Raw genomic sequence first — 24,808 nt, 5'->3', positions numbered from 1 at the left:
TCAGCATCCAGCCAAACCTGACCCAAGGTCAATCACGAACGCACAACACTCAGACTCTCCACAAGACGGAGAACGGCGAACACGTCAGATAGTCACGAAAGCCGCCGTCAGCAACACGACCCCCGACCCCGCCATGACCCACCCGGCCCGCGTCCGCCCCAACCCCCCGGCCACCACCACCGAAGCCAGCAGCAACGCCCCACCGAACGGCACCCACGCGTACAGAACCCCCGCCGGCCCCGACCGCACGACCTCGTCGCTGTCCGGCTTCACCACCACCGTGTACGTCTGCCCCTTGCGCACCGCGACCGTCTTCTCGATGACCACCCGGTCACGACCCGAAGAACCCTGCGAAATCGGCGTATAACGACCCCAGCATGAATCGTCCCCGCACCGCGACACCTCGATCGTGCCGCGCTCCCGGCCCTTCGTGAGCATCACATACGGAGCCGTCCGCCAAGACGCCCACACCCCGGCGATCAGAATCAGCACCGCGACCGCACCCATCGCAGCAAACCGCCCGAACCGCAAAGCGGCAACCGAGGCCTGGCGCGAAACCTGACGAGCGGTGGTGGCAGAGGCAGGCATGGCCGGGATCATTGGCCATGCCCCCACACCAGGTCAACTCCGGTGGGGGACAAGTCAGGAGTTGTACGTGCTTTGCGCCCGCTCCAACCCCTCGATCACCAGACACTCCACCGCATCCGCCGCCCGGTCCACGAAGTAGTCCAGCTCCTTGCGCTCGGCGGACGAGAAATCCTTCAGCACAAAATCGGCAACCTGCATACGGCCAGGAGGCCGCCCGATCCCGAACCGCACCCGGTGATACTCCGCCCCGAACGCCTTCGTCATCGACTTCAACCCGTTGTGCCCGTTGTCCCCACCGCCCAGCTTCAGACGAAGAGTCCCGTAATCGATGTCCAGCTCGTCATGCACCGCCACGACGTTCGCCACCGGCACCTTGTAGAAATCCCGCAACGCGTTCACCGGGCCGCCCGAGAGATTCATGTACGACATCGGCTTCGCCAGAATCACCCGCCGATTCGCCGGACCGACAGGCCCGATCCGCCCCTCCACGACCTGCGCCTGAGCCTTCCCCGCACGCTTGAACCTCCCCCCGATCCGCTCGGCCAGCAGATCCGCCACCATGAAACCGACGTTGTGCCGGTTCATCGCATACTCGGGCCCGGGATTCCCGAGGCCGACAATCAGCCAGGGGGCATTGGCAGGGGTGGTCACGTCCATGTCTCCTTATGCGGCAGCCGCTGCCCCCCGAGGGAAGCAGCGGCTGAACGAAACGACGACGGCGAGGATCAGGCCTCGGCGACCTCTTCGCCCTCGGCACCCTCGCCCTCGGCGGCCTCCTCGGCCTGCGAGGCCAGCACCTGAAGGACGACAGCGTCCTCCTCGACGGCCAGCGTGGTGCCCTTCGGCAGCGGGATGTCCTTGGCGAGGATGGAGGCACCGGCCTCCAGGCCCTCGACGGAGACGGTGACGGCCTCGGGGATGTGCGTGGCCTCGGTCTCGACCGGCAGCGCGTTCAGGACGTGCTCCAGCAGGTTGCCACCCGGGGCCAGCTCGCCCTCGGTGTGCACCGGGATCTCGACCGTGACCTTCTCACCGCGCTTGACCAGCAGCAGGTCCACGTGCTCCAGGAAACCCTTGATCGGGTCACGCTGAACCGACTTCGGGATCGCCAGCTCGTTGGTCTTGCCGTCGATGTCCAGAGAGATCAGGACGTTCGGCGTACGCAGCGCGAGCAGCAGGTCGTGACCCGGAAGGGTCAGGTGCAGCGGGTCGGAACCGTGACCGTACAGAACACCGGGAACCTTGCTGTCACGACGGATACGACGGGCAGCACCCTTACCGAACTCGGTACGGGTCTCGGCGGTGAGCTTCACCTCGGACATGATCACTCCTCGTGGAAAACAGGAACGGACGTGGTCACCCGGCCACGAACGGCCTGCTACGAAGAGCGCGTCGATAACGGACCGCCATACCCCGCCAAAAACGGGTACGGCCTCCCTCGCCGAGCAACTGCAGCAGTCTACTCGGCCAAGGAGGCCACACCCAAAACGATCTACGGCAGAGGCGGAACCCGCCGGGACCCGCCGACGCAGAACCCTTACTGCTCGTCGAACAGGCTCGTCACCGAACCATCCTCGAACACCTCACGCACCGCACTCGCAATCGTCGGCGCAATCGACAACACCGTGATCTTGTCCAGATCCCGGCCCAGCTCAGCCGGCGTCGGCAGCGTGTTCGTGAACACGAACTCACTCACCCGCGAGTTCTTCAGACGGTCCGCCGCAGGCCCGGACAGCACACCGTGAGTCGCGGTCACGATGACATCCTCCGCACCGTGCGCGAACAGCGCGTCCGCGGCCGCACAGATGGTGCCACCCGTGTCGATCATGTCGTCGACCAGGACACACACCCGACCCTTCACCTCACCCACGACCTCGTGGACGGTGACCTGGTTCGCGACGTCCTTGTCCCGGCGCTTGTGCACGATGGCGAGCGGAGCGCCCAGTCGGTCGCACCAGCGGTCAGCCACGCGCACACGCCCGGCGTCAGGCGAGACCACGGTGAGCTTGGCCCGGTCGACCTTCTCACCCACATAGTCCGCAAGCAGCGGAAGCGCGAACAGGTGGTCCACAGGCCCGTCGAAGAAGCCCTGAATCTGGTCCGTGTGCAGATCCACGGTCAGAATGCGGTCCGCACCCGCCGTCTTCATCAGATCAGCCACCAGCCGCGCCGAGATCGGCTCACGACCACGGTGCTTCTTGTCCTGCCGCGCATAACCGTAGAACGGCACGATGACCGTGATGGACCGCGCCGAAGCCCGCTTCAGCGCATCAATCATGATCAACTGCTCCATGATCCACTGGTTGATCGGAGCCGTGTGGCTCTGGATCACAAAGCAGTCCGCGCCACGCGCCGACTCCTGATAGCGGACGTAGATCTCACCGTTCGCGAAGTCGAATGCCTTCGTCGGGACGACGCCGACCCCCAGCTGCTGGGCGACCTCCTCGGCAAGCTCGGGGTGGGCGCGGCCGGAGAAGAACATCATCTTCTTCTCGCCGGTCGTCTTGATCCCGGTCACAGCTGTCTCCTCAGAGGTGTCTCAACTGGGTGTGCACTTATCACGGTACGCCGACTCCGGCGCACCCGTTTCCGGTCAGCCTTCGCTCTCGACCTGCCGAGACGCCGCCTCAGCCGCCTGCGCCGCCGCGCTCCCCGGACGCTTACGAACCACCCAACCCTCGATATTCCGCTGCTGACCACGGGCCACAGCCAACGAACCGGGCGGCACATCCTTCGTGATCACAGACCCCGCAGCGGTGTACGAGCCGTCCCCGACAGTGACAGGAGCCACAAACATATTGTCCGCACCCGTCCTGCAATGCGACCCGACCGTCGAGTGGTGCTTCTCCTGACCGTCGTAGTTCACGAACACGCTGGCGGCACCGATGTTGGTGTAGTCACCGATCGTCGCGTCACCGACATAGGAGAGGTGAGGGATCTTGGTCCCCTCGCCGATGGTGGCGTTCTTCGTCTCGACGTACGTACCGATCTTGCCCTTCGCACCCAGCCGGGTCCCCGGACGGAGATAGGCGAACGGGCCCACCTTCGCCTGCGGCCCGATGTGAGCACTGTCGGCCACCGTGTTGTCGACACGCGCCCCGGCGTCCACCCGGGTGTCGGTGAGACGAGTGTTGGGCCCGACCTCCGCACCCTCACCGAGATGCGTGGAGCCGTGCAGCTGCGTACCCGGGTGGACGACGGCGTCCTGCTCGAACGTGACGGTGACGTCGACCCAGGTGGTCGCGGGGTCGATCACGGTGACGCCGGCGAGCATGGCGCTGGTCAGCAGCCGGTCGTTGAGGATGCGACGCGCCTCGCTCAGCTGCACACGGTTGTTGATCCCGGCGATCTCATGGTGATCACCCGCGACGGACGCCCCGACACGGTGACCCGCCTCGCGGAGGATCCCGAGGACGTCGGTCAGGTACTCCTCGCCCTGGCTGTTGTCCGTACGCACCTTCTTCAGAGCGTCCGCCAGCAGCAGACCGTCGAACGCGAACACACCGGAGTTGATCTCACGGATCGCGCGCTGCGTCTCGGTGGCGTCCTTGTGCTCGACGATCTCGGTGACGGCACCTGTCGCCTCGTCGCGGATGATCCGGCCGTAGCCGGTGGCGTCCGGGACCTCGGCGGTCAGCACGGTCACGGCGTTCGAGTCGGCGGAGTGGGTCGCGGTGAGCTGCCGGAGCGTTTCACCGGTGAGCAGGGGGGTGTCGCCGCACACGACGACGACCGTGCCGTCGACACTGCCGCCGAGCTCCTCCAGGGCGATGCGTACGGCGTGCCCCGTGCCGTTCTGCTCGGCCTGCACCGTGGTGCGTACGGCGGGGTCGGTCTCGGCGAGGTGCGCGGTGACCTTCTCGCGGGCGTGCCCGACCACGACGACGAGGTTCTCCGGGTCCAACTCACGGGCGGCGGCGAGCACATGCCCCACGAGGCTGCGGCCACAGATCTCGTGCAGGACCTTGGGTGTGGCCGACTTCATACGGGTGCCCTCACCCGCTGCGAGAACGACGACGGCTGCCGGGCGAATGGCGCTCACGGGGTTGCCCTTCGGCTGTGGAGTGAGTGGGGACATCCGCAGGATACCGGGGCGTTTCTTGGGGGACATGGGAGCGGGCCCTGACGGTGTTGTCACCAGTCAGGACCCGAACTTGGTTAAGCTCCCCCGCCAGGACTCGAACCCGGACAGATGGCACCAAAAGCCACAGTGCTGCCAATTACACCACGGGGGAACATTCTCGACCAAACCGGACATTTAGTCAGGTCGTCGAGTGGCGGCTCCTACTATGCCGTACCAGGCGCCCTCCATGCGACGATACAAGTCAGCACTCTGGAGCACGTAGATGATCAGGCAACCGCGGTATGCCTCCGAGGTGTTCTTTCGGTTCGTCTTCGGGTTGTGCTTCTTGAGGGTGGCCGTCTGGAACGTGGAAGGCTCCACGCCCACCAGTGCGGCCCAGAACTCCTCGGCCTCTGTCGTGTTGGCCGACTCGTGGATGCTGACTCTGAAGCGCAGGCGCTCGCGCTCCACGCCGAGGACGTCGAGCCAGCGCATGAAGAAGGTGATCACGTTCGGGTCGCTGTTGATGAAGTGCAGCCGCTCGCGGCGACTGTATGACTTGTCCTTGGCGCCCTCCGCCCAGTAGAGGGTCACGCCCGCCAGGAACACCTCCCGGTCGGACATGTCACCGACGGCTTGTTTAGCGGCCGCCTTCGCGTGTTGGCGCTCCTCGTCGCGTCGTTGCAACGTTGCTTCCCAGCCGCGCCTGGCGATGGCTGAAGCCTCCTCGGGGGTCCGCTTGCGCTCCGGCCTCGGCAGATCCCGTACCCACAGTGAGATCGAACTCTTCGAGCACCCCAACTCAACCTGGATCTGGTCGTACGTCCAGCCCTGGAGCCGGAGCTCCCGTGCCCTGTCCCGCAGGTCGTCCTTGGCGTTCGGGCGCTTCGTCCATTCCGGAGGGGGCTCGCCCTCCAGGAGGCGGTTGAGGATGTCGTTGTTGTCGACGTGCAGGCGGTCGCGGATCTGGCGGCGGCTGAGCCCTGCGCGCCGCAGCGCGACCGCCCGCTCCCGCAGTCCCTCGAAGTCGGCGTATTTGCCATGTGAATGTGCCATGGGCATACCGTCCGGGCGGAATCCGGGGTTCCGGGGGCGAACAATGTGCGATTCAGCAGTTCGAGGGATATCGGTCTGTTTCGCTTACGTTCGGTTACGGAGTGTGGTGTAGACCCATCACGAAAACTCGCCGGAAAACGGGGCGCGGACGCCCGTAGGCTGGAGGCATGACCACGACGGGGGAAGTGCACGCGGCGGCCCGGGGAGGGCCGTGGTGGTGGGCCAGGTGGCGTAGTGCGGCCTTGGATGTCGGCCTGGCGGTGGCGTCCGCGGTGGAGTGTGCGTTCGAGGGTGTTCGGTTTGCTCGGGACGCGGGGATTCCGGTGGCCGCGGGGGTTGTTTTCGGGGTGTTGGCGGGCTCGGCGCTGCTGGTGAGGCGGCAGTGGCCGATTGCTGTGGTGCTGGTGTCGATCGCCATTACCCCGGCCCAGATGGGCTATCTGATGGGGATCGTCGGGCTCTACACGCTCGCCGCTTCCGAGTTGCCGCGGCGGATCATCGGGTCGTTGGCGGGGATGTCGCTCGTCGGCATGTTGATCGTGATGTTCGTGCGGGTGCGGCAGGACATGGCGCGGGGGACGTGGGATCTGGGGGACTGGTTCGTTCCGTTCGCTGCGATCACGACGGCGATCGGGATGACCGCGCCGCCTCTGCTGCTCGGGCTTTACGTGGGGGCTCGGCGGCGGCTGATGGAGAGCTTGCGGGAGCGGGCGGACAGTCTTGAGCGTGAGTTGCAGCTGCTGGCCGAGCGGGCTGAGGAGCGGGCCGAGTGGGCGCGGAACGAGGAGCGGACTCGGATTGCGCGGGAGATGCATGATGTGGTCGCCCACCGGGTGAGTCTGATGGTTGTGCATGCCGCTGCGTTGCAGGCCGTTGCCCGTAAGGACCCCGAGAAGGCCGTCAGGAATGCGGCGCTGGTGGGGGATATGGGGCGGCAGGCGTTGACCGAGTTGCGGGAGATGCTCGGGGTGCTGCGGAGCGGGGACGGGGCGCGGCGGAGTGAGCAGGCCGTGCCGCTTGTGGCGGTGGGGGTGGCTGCTGCTGTGGCGGCTTCGAGGGCTGTGGATGAGGGGGAGGGGCCCTGTCTGGAGGAGTTGGAGGAGCTCGTCGGGCAGTCGGCGGCTGCGGGGATGGTGGTGGATCTGTCCGTCGAGGGGGATGTGCGGTCGTATGCCGCTGAGGTGGAGCAGACGGCGTATCGCGTGGTGCAGGAGGCGTTGACGAACGTCCACAAGCATGCGGCGGGTGCGAAGACGCATGTGCGGCTTGCGCATCGGGTGTCGGAGATCGCGATGCAGGTGGAGAACGAGCCGCCGCCGGAGGTGGCTTCGGCGTCGTCGGCGCGGTTGCCGTCCGGGGGGAACGGTCTTGTGGGGATGAAGGAGCGGGTGACCGCGCTGGGTGGGGTGTTTGTGTCGGGGCCGACGGATGCGGGGGGTTTCCGGGTGTCGGCGGTGATTCCGGCGGCGTAGCGGCTGCGGGGCGTTTCCGGGTTCAGCCCGCTGTCAGTCGTACTGGTTCGATGCCTGAGATGAGGCCGCCGAGGGCTTGGTCGATGTCGGGGCCGAGGTACCAGTCGCCTGTGTGATCGAGGGCGTAGATGCGGCCTTCGGTGTCGACGGCGAGGAGGGAGTGGGTCTCTGTCTCGGTGCCGAGGGGGCTGACTTCGGTGTCGAGGGCGCGGCCGAGGTCGCTGAGGGTGCGGGCCATGTGGAGGCCGTGCAGGGGGTCGAGGTGGAGGGCTGCGGGGGCGATCTGGCGGCCGGGTCCGGTGGGGGTGATGTGGAGGCCGCCGAATTCTGCCCAGGCTTCTACGGCGGCGGGGAAGACGGCGTGGCGGTGGCCTGCGGGTGAGGTGTGGTCGCGGAGGGCGTCGGCCCAGATCTCGGCCTGTTTTATGTCCCAGCGTCCGGGTTGCCAGCCGGCGGCGCGGAGGGCGGCGTCGACGGGGACGGGGAAGCGGGTGGTGGAGGTGCGGTCGGGGTGCATCTGCCCTTCGATCGTCGAGTTCGCTGAAGTCGGGGTTCGGCGCGGGGCCGTTTTTCTTGTGCGTCTTTACATGTGGTGGTGGGGGTCAGTCGTCTGTTGCTGCGGGGTCGACGATGCGGACGCCGTAGTGGGCGCTGAGGGCGGTGCAGGCGCGGCAGGGGGTGGCGAAGCTGCCGTGGAGGGGGTCGCCGTCCTCGCGGATGCGGCGGGCGGTGAGTTTGGCCTGTTTGAGGGCTTTGCGGGCTTCGCCGTGGGTCATGGGTTTGCGGGTGGCGCGTTTGCTGCGGGCGGCGTCGGCGGCGGCTATGTGGCGGGAGATGAGGATGGTTTCGGCGCAGCGGCCGGTGAAGCGGTCGCGCCCGGCGCTGGGGAGGGTGTCGAGGAAGTCCTGGACGAGTGGGTGCAGGGGTGGGGGCTGGTCGCCGCGGGCGGCGGTGCCGGTGAGGGTGGCGCCGCGGACGGAGAGGGCGGCGGCGATGGTGGGGAGTATGCCGTCGCGGCGGTGGAGGAGGGTGGGGGCGTGGGGGGTTTCGGTGGCGCTCCAGCCGATGCGGGGGTCGCCGGACGGCCCTGTGTGCGGTGCCGTGTGTGGTCCGGCCTGCGTGGCGTTCATGATCGTCATCCCCTCCCGAGCCTCCCCGGAGGTCACAGAGTGCCAAATGCCGTGGCTGCTGCGGAAGCTGGGGCGGTGCGACACGCCCGGGTTTGGGCGGGCTGTCACGGCGGGGTGACGGCTGGTCACGGAAGCGGAGGGCGGCTGGCCGGTGCCCGGTGACCGGTGCGGTCGTACCGCATAGGCTGTCGGCACCGCGATCCACGCGGCCGACGTGTGGAGAGGGTTGTACAGGAGATACGGGGCGGGTTGGCCGATGGCGGTCATCGCGGTCCGTAACGAACGCCGCAGGGGGCAAGCGCCATGACGACAGGTCGGCTCGGGCAGCAAGCCGCGCCGCCGAACGCGGCCTATGCCGGGCAGGTCGTGCATTTCCCGGATCCGGTCCGGGCGGCACGTCACCCGAGAGGGGTACGTGTGGATGAGCGTGGTTACCCCGATTTCTCGCCCTACGCGCGTGCTGCTGCGGAGATCGCGGAGCCGCCGGAGGGTTTCGGTGTCGACGAGTTGCGGCTGACGGACTACGTGTCGGCGAACGCGGCTCTTGCCGCCTCGGGTCATGAGCTGTGGGACACGGTGCCTGCGGTGGCGACGCCGCATGGCTGGACGTGGCATCACGTGGTGGGTTCGCGGCGGCTGGAGTTGGTGCCGGTCGAGGTGAAGGCGTTGCTGCGGCATCACGGTGGGATCGCGACGGCGGCGGTGGATCAGGGCAAGCGGGGGACGCGGCCGTTGCAGGAGACGCGGCCGGCGCATTTCGGGTTGCCGAAGTCGGGTGTGGCGGTGACGGAGTCGCAGGTGCAGGGGGTCGAGGAGGACCTCGGGTATCGGCTGCCGGGTGCGTACCGTTCGTTTCTGAAGGCTGCGGGTGGGTGTGCGCCGGTGGGTGCGGCGCTGGATGCCGAGCTGGGGTTGCTGGTCGACCAGCCGTTCTTCACGGTGCGGGACGAGGCGGCGGTCAATGATCTGGTCTACGTCAACAAGTGTCTGCGTGACCATCTGACCAAGGATTACTTGGGTGTTGGGTTTGTGCAGGGCGGTTTGCTGGCGGTGAAGGTGAAGGGCGAGCGGCTCGGTTCGGTGTGGTTCTGTGCGTATGACGACGCGCGGGACGTGGATCCTTCGTGGGCGCCGGCGGATCGGGTGGAGCGGTTGTTGCTGCCGTGCGGTGAGGACTTCGACGCGTTCTTGGCGCGGCTTGCGGGTAATCCGCCGGAGTTGGAGACGGTGGCGAATCTGATGGTGGACGGCGGGTTCGCGCATTCCGTTCCGGTCTCTTCCGTCTCTTCGGTGGGGGAGTGAGCGTTGCGATGGTGACCTTCGCGCAGGCGCAGGAGCGCGCCGAGGAGTGGATCAACGGGGATGTGCCGGCGTATCAGCATCGTGAGGTGCGGGTGCGGGAGTTCGGGCTCGGGTTCGTGGTGTGGGCCGAGGACCGGGCGGAGGGGCCGCGTTCGGACGGGGGTCTGCAGCGGCTGGTGATCGCCCGGGACAGCGGTGAGGCGACGTTGTGGCCGTCGTTGCCGGTGGGTGAGGTGATTCGCCGGTACGAGGAGGAGTACGGGCGGCGGGACGAGGCTGCGGAGCCGGTGCCGGCGGCGTCGGCGCGGGTGGATCTGAATCAGACGTCGTTTCTGCTGAGTCCTCCGGAGTGGTTGCAGGAGGCGGCGGACAAGTTGGGGATCGCGGATCGGCGGGGTGGTGCGGCTGTTTCGTCGGGTGACGGTGCTCGGTGGCCGGAGGCCGGGGCGGGTGACGCGTCGGGTGCGGCGGGTTCGCCCGCGGGGGCGACTCCCTGGGCCGGGACGGACACCAACGGTGGCGGTGAGGATCTTTCCGTCCCGCTGCCGGCGACCGTGTTCGCGCCGCCGTTGAACGATGCGGGCGAGGAGACACCGCCGGACGCCGAGACGGCGCTGATGGCGGGCGGCAGCGGGCTTCCGCGGACGACGCAGGAGCGGGCGCTGGATGAGCCGGGGGCTCAGGACGGTACGCCTCCGCCGCCTCCGGGTTATGGGTATCCGCAGGGCGCGGGCGCGCAGCCTCCGGGGGCGCCGGGGTACGGCTATCCGCAGGCTGCGGCGGCGCAAGCGTCGCCGCCTCCGCCGCCGGCCCCTCCGTCGTACGGCTATCCGCAGGCGCCGGGTGCCCCCGGGCGGCCGCTCGCGCCGAACGCCGGGGACATTGCCGACGCCGCGACGAGCAAGGCGGCTGGGCCGCGCCGGGGTTCGTCCACGCCGCCTCCGCCGAGCGCGCCTCCGCCTCCGCCGGGGCCCGGTGCGGGCGGGTACGTTCCGACGCAGCTGGTGTCGGCGCTCGGTCCCGAGGGGCCCGAGGGTGCGGCGCCCGGGGCTCCGGGGGGTGCCCCGAATCCGCCGGGCGCACCGACTCCTCCGGGCGTCCCCCACCCGCCCGGCGCGCCGAACGCGCCCGGCGGTACACCTTCGGCCGACGTCCACCAAGCCGCCACGATGCTCGCCGACCCCAGCCGGATGGGGCCGGGGACGCCACAGCGTCCGGGCGCACCTGGTGCTCCGGGCGCGGGTGCGCCGCAGCCTCCGGGACCTCCCGGCGCTCCGCAGCCTCCGGGCGCCCCCTTCCCTCCGGGTGCTCCCGGTATGAGTGCCCCGCCCCAGCCTCCTGCGGCTCCGGGTGCTCCCGGTGCGCCTGGTATTCCGCAGGCGCCAAGTACCGCCGGCGCTCCCGGGGGGCCTGGCGTGCCCCAGCCTCCGGGTGCTCCGGGGGCCCCTGGTTTCCCGCAGCCTTCCGGCGCTCCGGGCGGCCCCGGCTTCCCGCAGCCTCCCGGTGCTCCTGGTGGTTCTCAGCCTTCCGGCGCCGGGCAGCCCCCGGTGGGCCCCGGTGGTCCGGGCGGCCCCGGCTTCCCCCAGCCCCCCGGTGCTCCTGGTGGCCCCAGTGGTTCCCAGCCTTCCGGTGCTCCGGGTGGTTCGGGTGCCCCGCAGCCTCCGGTGGGCCCCGGTGGTCCGGGCGGCCCTGGCTTCCCGCAGCCTCCCGGTGCTCCTGGTGGTTCTCAGCCTTCCGGCGCTGGGGGTGGCTCTCGCGCCGGGCAGCCCCCGGTGGGCCCCGGTGCTCAGGGTGGCCCCGGCTTCCCCCAGCCACCCGGTGCTCCTGGTGGTCCGGGTGGTTCTCAGCCTTCCGGTGCTCCGGCCGGCCCCGGCTTCCCCCAGCCACCCGGTGCTCCCGGTGCTCCCGGCTTCCCGCAGCCGCCGGGAGCTCCGAATGCACCCGTGGCCCCCGGCACCCCGCCGCCCCCTGGCGCTCCGGGAGGTCCCGGCGGCCCCGGTGCTCCCGGTTCTGCCGGTGGTCGAGGTGCCGTGCACCATGCGGAGACCGTGCTGGCCGGGCCTCCGGTGGGCGCACCCGGTGCGCCCCCGCCGCCGGCCCCCAGTGGCCCCGGTATGGCTCCGGGCGCCCCGCAGCCGACCGCGCCGCCGCCCGCGTACGGCTATCCGCAGCCGCAGGGGCAGCCCACGGTCGGTCCCGGTTATCAGGCGGTGCTTCGGTACCGGGCGCAGGACGGGTCCGAGCAGCAGTTGATCCGGCGGTCGGCGCCTGGTGTGCCGCATCCGGAGTGGCAGATCTTCCATGAGCTGCGCGGGATGAACGTGCCGCCGGACCAGGTGCTGGAGCTGCACACGGAGCTGGAGTCGTGCGAGCTGCCGGGTGCGTACTGTGCGCGGATGATCCGGGAGCAGTGGCCGCAGGCGCGGATCACGTCCATCGCGCCGTACGGGACGGATCACGCGAGCCGGCAGCAGGGCATGCAGCAACTGCTGGCGCACCAGGGTGAGTTGCATCAGGTGGCGGACGGGCCGGCCCGTCCTGCGCCGGTGCGTGCGCCGTTGCCGCCGGTGCAGGCGGCGCCGCCGATTCCGCCGGAGGCGGTGGGGCAGGAGCTGGCGGGTGCGTTCGGGCCGGGCGTGTTCCGGTTCGAGCAGGCCGCCGTGTCCCGGCAGGGTGTGCCGCCGGTGGTGGCGCACTCGCTGGTGGCGGCGGGGCTGCCGACGGACATGGGTCCGTTCTTCTGGGCGCAGGCCCAGCCGGGGCGGCCGGTGCCGACGCTCGCCGAGCTCGCGCAGGAGCGCGGTGTGCAGCCGGCCTCGGACGCGGGCTCGTATCTCGTCATGGGCAGCGACTTCGGGCGGGCGGTGTGTGTGCAGTACGGCACCGCGAACATCGTGGCCGTGCCGGTGGAGGCGGGGCCCGGTGGTGCGCCGGTGCCGCCGCAGTTCGTGAACACGGGGCTGCCGGAGTTCCAGCGGTGTCTGGCGCTGCTGGGCCGGATGTGGCGCTTGCGGTTCGGGCTGAACCAGGAGCAGGCGGGCCGTTGGACCGTCGACTTCCAGGCTCAGCTGGCCTCCCTGGACCCGGCGGCGCTCGGTTCGCCGGAGAGCTGGTGGTCGGTGCTGCTGGAGCAGATGTGGGACGGGCTGCTGTGATGCGCCACCGCTGAGAACCCGGGCTGCTTGCTGTGGGGCCGGGCCGGTCGTTGTGACCGGCCCGGCCCTTTTGCGTTCGTACTCCGATCGCAATCCGCCTACGGAGTGTCGCGTTATGAACACTTCTGCCCGATATATCAAGATGTGCGCGAAATCATCATTGCGCGCCCGTACGGCGGAGAGTTCGGCGGAGAGGGGTTCCAGGATGAGCAGCACACCGATCTCGCCCCATGGCTTCGGGGCCGTACGGGGGCGTGGCTACTGTCCCGAACAGGTCGAGGTGTTCGCCGAGGCGCTCTCCCTGGACCGGGATGCCGCCTGGGAGCGGGCGGCCCGGCTCACCGTCCTCGCCAAGGACATGGAGGCGGAGGCCGCGCTGCTGAAGGAGACCGTGGCGCAGCTGTCCCCGCAGACGTACGAGGCGCTCGGGGAGGGCGCCCGGGACCTCTTCCAGCATGTGCAGGACGAGGCGGCGGCCGTGCGGGAGCGGGCCCGGCAGGAGGCGCAGCGCCTGGTGGAGGCCGCCCGGGCGCACGCGAGCAGTGTGCTCGGTGCCGCCGAGGCGCACGCGGAGTCCGTACGCGCCGCCGCCGAGGAACACGCCGGTCAGCGGCTGCTGGTGGCGCGCGCCGAGGCCGACGAGATCCGCATCGGTGCCCGGCAGGCGCTGAAGGAGGGCCGGGGCGAGGTGCTGTCCCTGCTCAGGGAGGCACGGCAGCGCGCCACCGTGAAACTGGCCGAGCAGGCCAAGGAGTTCGCCGAGCGGTGGGACGAGGTGGAGCGGGACGAGGCCGAGCGTGCGGCGGCGATCGATGCGCACGCCGCCGGGCTGATGGCCCGGGCGGAGGCCGAGCTGGCCGAGGCGCGGCGGGAGTTCATGGACGCGGAGGAGTACGCCCACCGCTGCCAGGAGGAGGCGAACGCGCGCGTCGCGGAGATCCTCGCGGCGGCGCGCCGGCAGGAGGAGCAGATCGCCCGGGAGACCGAGCAGGTGCTCCAGCAGCACAGCGAGCAGTCGGACGAGATGCAGGTGCAGATGGACAACGTACGCAACAGCCTTACGGCGTTGACGGGTTCGGCGTCGGGGGAGTGACGGGCGGGACGGGGGCGCCCGGCACAGGCCGCGCCTCCGTCCCGCCGACCACGGCCGGCGCCGCCCGCGTGCCGCGGGCCGTCACCCGCTTCTGCGGACCGCCCCCGCCAGGATCCACCCCTCGACCGCCTCGTACTGGCGGCGCTGTTCCTCCGAGGCCCGGCGGCCGGAGGCCACCGTGCCGAGCCAGCCGAAGGCGAAGCCCAGGGGGATCGTCACCAGGCCGGTGGTGGTGAACGGGAACCAGTTGAAGTCCGCGCCGGGGAAGGCGGAGACGGGGGAGCCGGAGACCAGGTTGGTGCCCGGCATGATCAGCAGGACCGCGAGCGTGCCGCCGATCAGCGTGCACAGCAGGCCCATGCGGGTGTAGCGGCGCCAGAAGAGGCTGTAGACCAGGGCGGGGGCGATCGCGGAGGCGCCCACGCAGAAGGACAGGGTCACCAGGGGTTGCAGGCTGTGGTGCTGGACCAGGGTGGCCAGCAGGATCGCCGGGACGCCCACCGCGAGGGCGGAGAGGCGGGCCAGCAGCATCTCGCGGCGCTCCGACATCTCCTGCACACGGGTGGCGAAGACGTCGTGGGCGAGGGAGTTGGCGCAGGCGAGGATCATCCCGGCGACCGAGGCGAGCAGGGTCAGGAAGATCGCCGTGGTGACCGTGGTGAACAGGAACGTCTCCGACGTCGACACGTTCGCGCCGAACGCCGCCCGTGAGCCGAGCAGGTACGCCGTGTTGCCCTGGGGGTCGGCCTGCGCGATCGCCGCCCGTCCGATCAGGGCCGTGGCGCCGAATCCGACGACCGTCATGATGAGGACGAACAGCACCACCGACGACACCGCCCAGGACATCGAGCGGCGCACCTGACGGGCGCTGCGCGCGGTGTACATGCGCATGGTGACGTGCGGCAGGCAGGCGCCGCCGAGGACGATGGTGAGCTCCGAAGTGATCATGTCCAGGCGGGGGTTGGCGCTGCCCGCGAACTCGACGCCGGAGTGCAGGAAGGCGGTGCCGACGCCGCTCTGGGCGGCCGCGGCGTTGAACAGCGCTCCCGGATCCCAGTCGAAGCGCTGCAGCACCAGCAGGGCGACCACGGCGCCGGAGCCGAGCAGCATCACGATCTTCATGATCTGGATGAGGGCGGTGCCCTTCATACCGCCGATCGCCGCGTAGCTGATCATCAGGGCGCCGAGCCCGATGATGCAGCCGGTCTTCAGCGAGTCGCCGGAGAAGCCGAGGATGAACGCCAACAGCTGCCCGGTGCCCGCCAGTTGGACCAGCATCAGCGGCAGCAGCGCGGCGATGGTCACCACACAGGCGGCGATTCGGACGCTGCGGCCCGGCATACGGCGGGTCAGCGCGTCGCCCATGGTGAACCGGCCCGCGTTGCGCAGGGGTTCGGCCAGCAGGAACATCAGCAGCATCAGCGACAGGGCGGTGCTCAGGGCGAGCGCGATCCCGTCGTAGCCGCACAGGGCGATCACGCCGCCCGTGCCGAGCACGCTCGCCGCGGAGATGTAGTCGCCGGCGATCGCGAGGCCGTTGCGCATGGGGGAGAGGGAGCCGTAGCCGGTGTAGAACTCGTCGAGGTCGTCGCCGTCCGGGCCGGTCATCACGCACAGCAGCAGGGTGATCGCGGCGACGGTGGAGAAGGCGACCAGGGACATGGCCTGGGCGCTTCCGCTGAACCCGGTCATCGTGCGGCCTCCCGCTTGGCGTCCAGCTCGGCCTGCTTGCGGATGCGTTCCGCGATCGGGTCGACGTAGCGGCGGGCCGTGTGCTCGTACAGCGCGATCGCCAGCCAGGTGACGGGTATCTGGAGCAGGGCGAGCAGCAGCCCGGTCGGCAGTCCGTCGGTGACGGTGGTCGTCATGAACGACGGGGCGAACGCCGACAGGATCAGGAAGAGCGTGAAGTAGCCGAGGGCGGTGAGGGTGGCGGTGCGCCGCTGCCAGCGGTGCGCGCTGCGCAGGATCCGCAGGTCGCTGTGGTGGCCGAGAGGGGCCTCGGCAGGGCGGCGCCGTCCGGCCGGTTCGGGCGGCGGGGAGGGCGGCATCCACGGGTAGGTGGCCTCGTACGGCTGGGACGTGTTCTGCGGTGCATGGCGGTACGGGTACGACGGGGACCGGTCGTAGGACATCCCGGTGCTCCTTGCGTGGCTCGGGTCCTGTGCGGGGGACCGCAGGGAGGTTGGGGGGCGTGCGGAGCCACGCACGCTACTCGGCGGTCTCCGGCCGCGCGGGGTTTTCACCAAACTGGCCGGTCGGTATGCGCTTACTACGCTGACCTGCGGTGTTACCCGCGTTAACTCAGACTTTTGCGGCGGGAGCGGGCCGGGCGGCGACCGGCGGAGCCTCAGGTGTGCGCGAACTGCGCAATGCGCGTGCGCGATCGCGGGAAAGCGGACGACTCCTTCTTCCTAGCTTGGAAGCGGCGCCTGGCGAGCACCGAGCCCGGGCCGCCAGAGACCGCCCCTGACGAAGGAACTCGAGGTGCTGCGATGACCGTCCTTCCCGAAGCGACCGCCGGGCACGAGGTGTTCGTGTCCGATGACCTCGGGGCCGTGCTGGACAAGGCGGCCCAGGTGGTGGGCGCGGACCGGGTCACGTACCCCGGCGAGGCCGCGGAGGGAACCCCGCTCGGCCCGAACGTCAGCCTGTACCGCCCGCGGACCGTCTTCGGCGTCGTCCGTCCGCAGACCGCGGAGGAAGTGCGGCGCGTGGTCGAGCTCTTCGCCGACGGGCGGACCTCGGCCCGGCTGCACACCTTCAGCACCGGCGGCAACTGGGGCCTCGGCTCCCGTGAGCCCGCACAGGACGGCGCCGTCGTGCTCGACCTGTCCGGGCTCGACCAGATCCGCGACATCGACGTCGCGCAGGGCTGGGCCGTCCTGGAGCCCGGCGTCACCCAGGCCCGGCTCGCCCACCTCCTGGAGGGCAGCGAGCGGATGCTGAACGTGACGGTGTCCTCCGCACACACCAGCGTCGTCGGCAACGCCCTGGACCGCGGTGTGGGACTGCGTCACCAGCGGGTCGAGGACCTGACGGGTCTCGAAGTCGTCCTGCCCAGCGGTGAGTTGATACGGGTGGGGTGGTGGCCGCAGCGGGACCGGCGGACCCCGGTCTACTCCCACGGCCTCGGGCCCTCGCTGGTGCAGCTGTTCGTGCAGTCCAGCCTCGGCGTGGTCACCGCCGCCACCGTGCGGCTGCTGCCGCGGCCGGAGGCGCTGCGCGTGGTCCGGCTCAACTTCACCCCGGACAAGGTGGAGGCGGCCACCGCCGAGGTGCAGCGCTGGGTGAGCCAGGGGCTGAGCCGTGGCGTGGTGAAGATCTACAACGAGGCCGCGGCCAAGGCCTACGACAGCCCGGCGGGACAGTACCTGGTCCACGTCTGTGTGGACGGGACCGCCGAGGCCGTCGACGCGCTCAGCGGCATCGTGGCCACCGAGGCCGCCAACTCCGGGCTGTTCAGCGCCGTTTCGGACCGTGACGCCCGGGACCCGGACGCCCCCAACCATGACATCGCCGTCCGCGTCGAGCGCGCGTACTGCGGTGATCCGGACCCGGCCGACGTGCTGTTCGAGGCCAAGATGGGCCGGCCCGCCGCACGGCTGGACGAGGAAGGCGGCTTTCTGTTCTTCCTGCCGCTGGTGCCGTTCACCGGGCCGGCGCTGGCGCGGGTCGACGAGCTGGTCGAGCAGGTGCGCGTCGAAACCGGGGTGCGCTGCGGGGTCACACTCAACGCACTGGGCCCCGACGTCGTCGACTGCGTGGTGACGATGAAGTTCGCCCGCGCCGAGGACGAGGCCGAGCGGGCGCACCGGGCGCTGGACCGGCTCCACGAGCTCTTCGTGGCCGAGGGATTCATTCCCTACCGCCTCGGCATCGAGCACGCCGACTGGGCCGACCGGCTGTCGGCGGGCACCGGGGCGCGGGCCTTCGCCCGGCTGCTGAAGGACGCCGTCGACCCCCACCACGTCATCGCCCCGGGCCGCTACGCCTGAGCCCGCCCCCCACCCCCCCCGCCTTGCCCCTGCCTGCACACACCGGACGCTGGGAGAGCACCGCATGACCCTGATAGAAGCCCTGGGAACCACCTCCGTCACACGGAAGGTGCAGGACGACTCCCCGACCGCGGAGGAGATCCTGGCGCGAGCCCGCGCCGTCGCGCCCCGGCTGCGGGAGCGCGCCGAGGACATCGAGAACAACCGGCAGCTGCCGCCGGACGTCGTCGAACTGCTGCGCGGGACCGGCGTCTTCCGCATGGCCGTCCCGAAGGCGTGGGGAGGTCCCGACCTCGATCCCATGCAGCAGACGGAGGTCATCGAGGCTCTCGCCGCCGGTGACGCGTCCGCCGCCTGGTGCGCCATGATCGGCATGGACACCCCGATCTACGCGGGCTTCCTCCCCGAGGACGTCGCCCGCCGGCTGCTGGCCGACCCGGACGCGGTCACCGCCGGGGCGATCATGCCGATGGGACGCGCCGAGCGGGTGCCCGGCGGCTACCGGGTCACCGGTCAGTGGCACTTCGGCAGCGGCATCACGCACAGCACCTGGGTCGTCGGCGGCGTCCTGGTCACCCGCGGCGGCGAACTGGAGCCCGGCCCGCCCGGGGCACCCGGCAACTGGCGGATCGTCGTCGCGCCCGTCGAGGACTTCGAGATCCAGGACACCTGGTACACCACCGGGCTGGCCGGCTCCGGCAGCAGGGACTACCGCACCGAGAACCTGTACGTCCCCGAGGAGTACACCTTCAGCTTCGCCGCGCCCCGCGTCACCGGCGCCGCCGCCACCCCCGACGCCGTCCTGCGCAACATGCCCGGCGTGCCGCTCGGGGTCGCCCGCGCCGCGATCGACCACGTACGACAGCTGGCCGCGACCCGCATCGACCGCACCACGCAGACGCCGTGGAGCGACAGCTACCGCGTCCAGACGACCGTCGCGCAGGCCGAGATGGACCTGTCCGCCGCCCGGTACGCCGTCTACGGCAGCCTGCGTGAGCAGTGGGAGATCCTCGAGGCCGGCGACGTCCCCACCCGGGACGAGCAGGTGGCCACCGTGCTGGCCCGGGTGGGCGCCTTCCGCACCGCCCGCTCCGTCGTCGCCTCGCTCTTCGACCTGGTGGCGACCGCCGCGGTCTACCGGCCCTCCGTGCTCGACCGCTCGCTGCGCGACCTCAACACGATGTGCCAGCACGTCATCGCCCAGGACCAGGTCGTCCAGTCCGCCGGCGCCCATCTGCTGGGCGGCGAACCGCACAACGCCTACAGCGTGGGCGTCGTCGCCTAGGACCGGGCTCCCGACGGCCGTCGCACCACTGCCCACCCCACCGATCAAGAGGACCAGCTCTCATGGCTACGTCAACCGAACCACCCCTCATCAACGACGACACCACCGAACCCGTCGCCGCACAGGCGCCCACCCGGACCGGCTCCGCCTGGGGCGCCCGCCTCTGGGGCACGCTGATCGTGCTGTGCGGCGCGATGTTCCTGGACGCGCTCGACAACGCGATGGTCGGCATCGCCGTCCCGCCGATCCAGTCCTCACTGGGCATGTCCACCTCGGCCGTGCAGTGGGTCGTCAGCTCCTACGTACTCGGCTTCGGCGGCTTCCTGCTGCTCGGCGGCCGGATGGCGGACCTGCTCGGCCGGCGCAAGGTGCTGCTCGTCGCCGTCACCGTCTTCGCCGCCGCCTCCCTGGCAGGCGGGCTCGCGAGCGACGGCACCCTGGTCATCGCCGCACGCTTCGTGATGGGCGTCAGCGCGGCCTTCACCGCCCCGGCAGGCCTCGCGATCATCATGTCGACGTTCCCGGAGGGCGCCCAGCGCAACCGGGCCGTCAGCATCTACACCGCGTGCGGCGCGGCCGGCTTCTCCATGGGTCTCGTCTGCGGCGGCCTGCTCACCGAGATCGGCTGGCGCTGGACCTTCCTGCTCCCCGTGCCCGTGGCCCTCGGCGTGCTGTTCGGCGCGCTCGCCCTGGTGCCCCGCGACCCCGCCCGCGCCCGTGGCAAGGGCACGTACGACGTCGGGGGCGCCGTCACCGTCACCCTCGCCATGCTGCTGCTGGTGTTCACCATCGTCCAGGCGCCCGAAGCCGGCTGGAGCAGCGCCCGCACCATCGGCGGCTTCGCCGTGGCCGCCGTCCTGGCCGCCCTGTTCGTGAGCATCGAGCAGCGCACCGCCGAGCCGCTGATCCGGCTCGGGCTGCTCACCAACCGCGCCCTGGTCGGCGCCGCCCTGGCGGCCGCGGCCATCCTGGGCACGTACATGAGCTTCCAGTTCATCGGCGCCCTGTACATGCAGTCGCTGCGCGGCTGGTCCCCGCTGCAGATGGCGCTGGCCTTCCTGCCCTGCGGGCTGCTCATCGCCACGATCGCGCCGCGCGCCGGGAAGCTGGTCGGGCGCTTCGGACCCGCGTGGATGATCTTCGCCGGTTTCGTCGCCTACACCGCGGCGTATCTGCTGTTCTGGCGGATCGGTACGGCGTCCGGGTACGCCGGAGTGATCCTGCCGACCATGCTGCTGATCGGGGTTGCGTTCCCGTTCTCCTTCACCGGTGCGTATGTGCAGGCGACCAGTGGGGTCGACGAGTCCGAGCAGGGTGCCGCGGCGGGGATCCTGCAGACCGGCTACCAGGTCGGTGCCGCGGTCGTGCTGGCCGCGGTGACGGCGACGATGGCCGGTGACGGGGCGTCCGCGGCGCACCGGCTCGACAGCTACCACTCCGGGCTGTACGTCGTCACCGGCATCTCCGCGGTCACCATGCTGTTCGCCTTCGTGTCAGCGGTACGGGGCGCACTCCGCAAGTAGTCGCCGTACGAGTCCAAGGAGTACCTCCGTTGGGGTTCCCGCAGACCATGTCCCGTCAGCCGGTCGGTGAGGCCTCGGTGCTTGTCGGAGCGCCGCTGCCCGAGCCCTCACTGGCCAATCTGGCAGAAGCCCTGCAACGAGCCGCACTGCGGCGCAGTGATCCGGCGATCTGTCACATCGACTCGGCCGGACGCGAATCCTGGTGCACCTACGGCGAGTTGTCCAACGAGGCCTCACGGGTCCTCGGCGGAATGCGCCGGGCCGGAGTGCGTCCCGGTGAGCGGGTGCTGTTGCAGCTGGGCCGGGTGCGGGAACTGCTGGCCGCCTTCTGGGCCTGTGTGCTGGGCGGGTTCGTGCCCGTGCCGGTCGCGGCGCAGGGAGGACCGGGTGTCCTGGAGGCGGCCTGGGAGGCCATGCACCGGCCGTGGATCATCACCGATGCGGCCACGGGCGCCCTGCTGGGCGCTCCCCGGGCGCGCTGGATCGGCCCCGTGGACGCCCTTGGCGGCGGACCCGTCGACGCCACGCCCACACCCGGTGGCCGCCACGACATCGCCGTCCTCGTCCTGACCGCGGGCAGTACCGGCACCCCCAAGGCCGTGATGCTCAGCCACGACAACATCCTGAGTCGGTCCGCGGGCACGGCGCTGGCCAACGGGGTGGGCGAGCGGTGCGTCACGCTCAACTGGATGCCGCTGGACCACGTCAGCGGGCTGGTGATGTTCCATGTGCGGGACGTGTTCGCGGCGGCCACCCAGATCCACGCGGACAAGGAGTGGGTCCTCGCCGACCCGCTGCGCTGGCTGGATGTCATCGACCGGCACCGGGTGAATGCCGTCTGGGCCGCCAACTCCGCCTTCGACCTGGTCAGTTCACGGGTCGAGGCCGAGTCGGGGCGCAGCTGGGACCTGGGCTGCGTGGCGTACGTCATGAACGGCGGCGCCCCCGTGAAGGCACGCACGATTCGGCGGTTCGTGGCGAACCTGGCCCCGCACGGACTGGCGGCGACCGTGATGCGGCCCGGCTGGGGCATGTCGGAGACGTCCTCGGGCGTCGTCGACCACCGCCTCGACGCCCGGCTGCTCGACGAGGACGCCCGCTACGTGCCGGTGGGTGTGCCCCATCCCGGGGTCGCGGTGCGGGTGGTCGACGAGCAGGACCGGGTGCTACCCGTGGGCCGGCTCGGCCATCTGCAGGTCAGCGGGCCCACGGTGAGCCGCGGGTACGCAGGCGAAGAGGAGCCGACCCGGCAGGCGTTCACCGCGGACGGCTGGTTCCGGACCGGTGACATGGCCTTCGTCGAGGACCGCGTGCTCACCGTCACCGGCAGCTCCGACGACCTGATCCGGCAGGGCGACCTGGTGTGCCACGGGCACGAGATCGAGCTGCTCGTCGAGGGGACGGCGGGCGTCGCGGCCTCGTCGGCCGTGGCGTGCATCGTCGAGGGCGGGGCCCTCGCCGTCTTCTGCGCGCTCGCCGACGGGACCGACACCGCCGCGGCCGTACGACGCATTCGTACGGCGGTCGGCGCGCGGTTCGGGCTCGACGTCCACCACGTCGTACCGCTCGATCCCGCGGACATTCCCCGCACCCCCACCGGCAAGCCGAAGCGCGCGCAGCTGCGTGCGCGTTTCTCCGAGGAGCACGCACGGCATGCGGCTGACGCACCGTCCCACCCCGAACAGACGGAAGGAGCACCACGTTGACCACCGACACCGCCGTCCTGCGTGAGGAGGTCCGCGCACTGGCGGACGGGCCCCACTTCGCGGCGCTCACCACGCTGATGCCGGACGGCACCCCGCAGACGCAGATCGTCTGGGTGGCCGCCGACGGCGACCATCTGCTCGTCAACAGCGAGGTGGAGCGGCAGAAGGTACGCAACCTGCGCCGCGACCCGCGGGCCACGCTGATGATCTGGCAGCGCGACAACCCCTACCGGTACGTGGAGGTCCGCGGCCGGGTGGTGGGCGAGACGACGGGCGACGCGGCCCGCGCCCATATCGACGAGCTCGCCGTGCGGTACACCGGCCGTCCCTACCCGCCCGAGGACATCGGCTCGCCGCGCGTCATCCTGCGGATCGCGCCCCGGAGACAGTACGTGTGGGGCCACTGATCCCGGCGAGGCGGGCGCGGTACCAGTCGGCGTCCGCGGCGAAGTCGTCGGCGAAGGCCCTCTCGGGAGGCGCGTCCAGCAGCCGCCAGAGCCGGGAGCTGTCGTACCAGTGATCCACCGTCAGCAGCGACAGACACCGCCGCCAGCCGGGGTCCCGCTCCGTGCCGGCCCAGGCGAGGGCCTCGGCGTACGACACCTCGCCGGCCGGGAGCGGCAGGCCTATCGCTCGGGCGGTGGCGGTGAACAGCTCCTTCCCGGTGACCGGTTCGGGGCGGGCTGCATGGAGGACCTGGCCGCGCGGGAGGCTCGGCCGCAGGGCGAGGGCGGCGATCACCCGGGCCAGGTCGTGGACGCCGATCACCGACATGCGGGCCCGGCCGCCGTCCACCCAGTGCGGCAGCCGGTTCATGAACCGGGCCACGGCCGGTACCACCCACGCGTCACCGCGGCCGTACACCAGATGCGGGCGCAGCACCAGCCCGCCCGCGGCCAGCACCCGCTCCTCGCCGGCGAGGCGGGCGATGCTGGTGGGGGAGGCCGGGCCGAGCGGCAGCTCGCCTTCCGCCGCGCCCCGGTGGGCGCCGTCGCGGTACACCGCCGTGGTGCCCAGCTGGACGAACCGCCGTACCGTGCCGCTGCGTTCGGCCTCGGCGAGCAGCGCCGCGGTGCCGGTGTCGTTGACCGCGCGGCACTGCTCGGGGCCGCCGCCGATCTGTGCGGCCAGGTGCAGCACGGTGTCGACACCGTCGCACAGGCCGTGCAGCGAGGCGGGGTCGCTCAGGCTGCCCCGGCGCACCTCCACCCGGTCGGCGCCGGGCAGTTCGGGCCGGGAACGGTGGACGAGCAGCCGCAGCGCGAGCCGGGGAGGGGAGCCGTCGCCGGACGCGAGCGCCCCGGTCACCCGGGAGCCGATGAAGCCGGTGGCGCCGGTGATCAGAACGCGGCTCGGTGTCATGTGTTCATCCTTTTCCGGCGAGAAGCGGGCATGCTTTTTCGGCCACGTGCATCAAGTCGAGGGTCCGACCGGGAAAGGCGTCCGGTCGGCGAAATTCCGGTGAAAAACCTGGATGACCAGGGAGGGAACAGGCCAGTGAGGGTCCGGGACATTAATGGAATGCACTCCTCCGGTAGTTTGAGATCATGACGCAGCAAGGCCTTCTCGCAGGCAAATGTGCCTTCATCAGTGGGGCGGGAACTGCTATAGGAACCGCGGCCGCACGCGTGTTCTGTCGCGAAGGTGCGACGGTCATGCTGGTGGGCCGGCACCAGGACAAACTGGACGCGCTCGCCCGCGAGTTGCAGGAGGAGGGGTTCGCGGCCGAGTACCTGGCGGTCGATGTTGCGCACAGTGCCGAGGTGGCCGACGCGGTGGACCATACGCTCTCCGCCTTCGGGCGGCTGGATGTCGCCTTCAACGTCAACGGTGCCGCCGCCGCCCCCACCGCACTGCACGTGATGGCGGACGAGCTCTACGACCTGGTCATGGACGCCAACGTGCGCGGGGTGTGGAACTGCGTGCGGCACCAGATCCGCGCGATGCTGCCGCACGGCGGCGCCATCGTGAACAGCGTCAGCCCCGCCGAGCCGGCCGGTGCTCCCGCACCGGCGATCGCCAGGGCCGCCGACCATGCCGTCCTCGGACTGACCATGTCGGCGGCGGCCGAGTACGCCCCGCGGGGTGTCCGTATCAACGCGGTCGTCCCCGGCTCCATGCGCGCCGAGATGATCGACGACTGGCTCCAGCGGGGCGGCGGCACCGGTGAACTGCTGCGCGGCGCCGAGGATCTGCTGCGCGGCGCCGCCGCGTCGTCGCCGCGGACGGCGGACCCGGCGGAGATCGCCGAGACGGCGGCCTGGCTCCTCAGCCACCGGGCCTCCGCGGTCGTCGGAGCCACCGTGCACGCGGACGCCGGCCGGACGATCCGCTGAGCGGGCCCCGGGAGGTCCGGTCATGGCGGCCCGCGGCGGGGGGGGGGGGGCGGCCCCCCGGCGCCGGCGGGGCGGGGGGGGGCGGGCGGGCGGCGCGCGGA

The 24,808-nt window shown here is 70.8% G+C and carries 21 protein-coding genes and 1 tRNA gene; 10 read left to right on the top strand and 12 right to left on the bottom strand.

Annotation, left to right across the window (positions count from 1 at the left end; genetic code table 11):
- Positions 1–84: 84 nt before the first annotated feature.
- From ABT254_RS24095 to ABT254_RS24065, 7 genes are all read right to left on the bottom strand, one after another.
- Positions 85–600 carry a hypothetical protein gene (locus ABT254_RS24095; protein WP_351473636.1) on the bottom strand — a complete coding sequence of 172 codons (516 nt, stop codon included), beginning with the start codon at positions 598–600 and terminating at the stop codon, positions 85–87.
- A gap of 42 nt (positions 601–642) precedes the next feature.
- Positions 643–1,245, bottom strand: coding sequence for an aminoacyl-tRNA hydrolase (gene pth / locus ABT254_RS24090; RefSeq protein ID WP_115907713.1), 603 nt, complete (start codon positions 1,243–1,245; stop codon positions 643–645).
- 68 nt (positions 1,246–1,313) lie between these two features.
- On the bottom strand, positions 1,314–1,910 hold the full coding sequence (locus ABT254_RS24085) for a 50S ribosomal protein L25/general stress protein Ctc (protein ID WP_351473632.1): 597 nt from the start codon (positions 1,908–1,910) through the stop codon (positions 1,314–1,316).
- 215 nt (positions 1,911–2,125) lie between these two features.
- Positions 2,126–3,106 carry a ribose-phosphate diphosphokinase gene (locus tag ABT254_RS24080; RefSeq protein WP_351473629.1) on the bottom strand — a complete coding sequence of 327 codons (981 nt, stop codon included), beginning with the start codon at positions 3,104–3,106 and terminating at the stop codon, positions 2,126–2,128.
- Positions 3,107–3,181: 75 nt separating this feature from the next.
- Positions 3,182–4,630, bottom strand: a complete 1,449-nt coding sequence (gene glmU / locus ABT254_RS24075; RefSeq protein ID WP_351473626.1) for a bifunctional UDP-N-acetylglucosamine diphosphorylase/glucosamine-1-phosphate N-acetyltransferase GlmU — start codon at positions 4,628–4,630, stop codon at positions 3,182–3,184.
- Between the two features lie 121 nt (positions 4,631–4,751).
- A tRNA-Gln gene (locus ABT254_RS24070) sits at positions 4,752–4,823 on the bottom strand.
- Between the two features lie 23 nt (positions 4,824–4,846).
- Entirely contained in the window at positions 4,847–5,707 is an 861-nt protein-coding gene (locus tag ABT254_RS24065) for a hypothetical protein (protein WP_351473623.1), read from the bottom strand.
- Between the two features lie 167 nt (positions 5,708–5,874).
- On the opposite strand from ABT254_RS24065, the gene ABT254_RS24060 reads away from it, so the two are divergent.
- Positions 5,875–7,179: a sensor histidine kinase gene (locus tag ABT254_RS24060; RefSeq protein ID WP_351473620.1), complete on the top strand. Its 1,305-nt coding sequence runs from the start codon at positions 5,875–5,877 to the stop codon at positions 7,177–7,179.
- A gap of 22 nt (positions 7,180–7,201) precedes the next feature.
- On the opposite strand, the gene ABT254_RS24055 is transcribed toward ABT254_RS24060, so the two are convergent.
- Complete coding sequence (locus ABT254_RS24055) at positions 7,202–7,696, bottom strand: SUKH-3 domain-containing protein (protein ID WP_351473617.1); 495 nt, start codon at positions 7,694–7,696, stop codon at positions 7,202–7,204.
- An 85-nt stretch (positions 7,697–7,781) separates the two neighbouring features.
- Positions 7,782–8,318 carry a YwqJ-related putative deaminase gene (locus ABT254_RS24050; protein WP_351473614.1) on the bottom strand — a complete coding sequence of 179 codons (537 nt, stop codon included), beginning with the start codon at positions 8,316–8,318 and terminating at the stop codon, positions 7,782–7,784.
- Between the two features lie 294 nt (positions 8,319–8,612).
- On the opposite strand from ABT254_RS24050, the gene ABT254_RS24045 reads away from it, so the two are divergent.
- The 3 genes from ABT254_RS24045 (at position 8,613) to ABT254_RS24035 (ending at position 13,859) form a co-directional block, all read left to right on the top strand.
- A complete protein-coding gene (locus tag ABT254_RS24045; protein ID WP_351473611.1) occupies positions 8,613–9,611 on the top strand; it encodes an SMI1/KNR4 family protein in 999 nt (332 codons plus the stop codon).
- A gap of 8 nt (positions 9,612–9,619) precedes the next feature.
- On the top strand, positions 9,620–12,766 hold the full coding sequence (locus ABT254_RS24040; protein WP_351474103.1) for an SUKH-4 family immunity protein: 3,147 nt from the start codon (positions 9,620–9,622) through the stop codon (positions 12,764–12,766).
- A 205-nt stretch (positions 12,767–12,971) separates the two neighbouring features.
- Positions 12,972–13,859 (top strand): coiled-coil domain-containing protein, encoded by an 888-nt coding sequence (locus ABT254_RS24035; protein WP_351473608.1) that lies wholly within the window; start codon positions 12,972–12,974, stop codon positions 13,857–13,859.
- An 81-nt stretch (positions 13,860–13,940) separates the two neighbouring features.
- On the opposite strand, the gene ABT254_RS24030 is transcribed toward ABT254_RS24035, so the two are convergent.
- Positions 13,941–15,551, bottom strand: coding sequence for a sodium/solute symporter (locus ABT254_RS24030; RefSeq protein WP_351473605.1), 1,611 nt, complete (start codon positions 15,549–15,551; stop codon positions 13,941–13,943).
- Entirely contained in the window at positions 15,548–15,994 is a 447-nt protein-coding gene (locus tag ABT254_RS24025; protein ID WP_351473602.1) for a DUF485 domain-containing protein, read from the bottom strand. Before ABT254_RS24025 ends, ABT254_RS24030 begins: the two co-directional genes overlap by 4 nt.
- A 360-nt stretch (positions 15,995–16,354) precedes the next feature.
- Between ABT254_RS24025 and ABT254_RS24020 the strand changes: the two genes are divergently transcribed.
- From ABT254_RS24020 to ABT254_RS24000, 5 genes are all read left to right on the top strand, one after another.
- A complete protein-coding gene (locus tag ABT254_RS24020; RefSeq protein ID WP_351473599.1) occupies positions 16,355–17,857 on the top strand; it encodes an FAD-binding oxidoreductase in 1,503 nt (500 codons plus the stop codon).
- Between the two features lie 64 nt (positions 17,858–17,921).
- On the top strand, positions 17,922–19,142 hold the full coding sequence (locus tag ABT254_RS24015) for an acyl-CoA dehydrogenase family protein (protein WP_351473596.1): 1,221 nt from the start codon (positions 17,922–17,924) through the stop codon (positions 19,140–19,142).
- 62 nt (positions 19,143–19,204) lie between these two features.
- The gene (locus ABT254_RS24010) at positions 19,205–20,665 is read left to right on the top strand and encodes an MFS transporter (RefSeq protein WP_351473593.1); all 1,461 of its coding nucleotides are present in this window, start codon (positions 19,205–19,207) and stop codon (positions 20,663–20,665) included.
- Between the two features lie 29 nt (positions 20,666–20,694).
- Positions 20,695–22,371 carry an AMP-binding protein gene (locus tag ABT254_RS24005; RefSeq protein WP_351473590.1) on the top strand — a complete coding sequence of 559 codons (1,677 nt, stop codon included), beginning with the start codon at positions 20,695–20,697 and terminating at the stop codon, positions 22,369–22,371.
- Complete coding sequence (locus ABT254_RS24000) at positions 22,368–22,778, top strand: PPOX class F420-dependent oxidoreductase (RefSeq protein WP_351473589.1); 411 nt, start codon at positions 22,368–22,370, stop codon at positions 22,776–22,778. The genes ABT254_RS24005 and ABT254_RS24000 overlap by 4 nt, the downstream gene beginning before the upstream one ends.
- Here the strand turns inward: ABT254_RS24000 and ABT254_RS23995 are convergent.
- Positions 22,732–23,733 (bottom strand): NAD-dependent epimerase/dehydratase family protein, encoded by a 1,002-nt coding sequence (locus ABT254_RS23995; RefSeq protein WP_351473586.1) that lies wholly within the window; start codon positions 23,731–23,733, stop codon positions 22,732–22,734. The genes ABT254_RS24000 and ABT254_RS23995 overlap by 47 nt on opposite strands.
- Before the next feature lie 185 nt (positions 23,734–23,918).
- On the opposite strand from ABT254_RS23995, the gene ABT254_RS23990 reads away from it, so the two are divergent.
- Positions 23,919–24,707, top strand: coding sequence for an SDR family NAD(P)-dependent oxidoreductase (locus tag ABT254_RS23990; RefSeq protein WP_351473585.1), 789 nt, complete (start codon positions 23,919–23,921; stop codon positions 24,705–24,707).
- Positions 24,708–24,808 lie beyond the last annotated feature (101 nt).

The sequence above is a fragment of the Streptomyces sp. NPDC001137 genome (assembly GCF_040298885.1).
Classification (GTDB): Bacteria; Actinomycetota; Actinomycetes; order Streptomycetales; family Streptomycetaceae; genus Streptomyces.
This window is presented reverse-complemented; position numbering and strand designations above follow the sequence as displayed.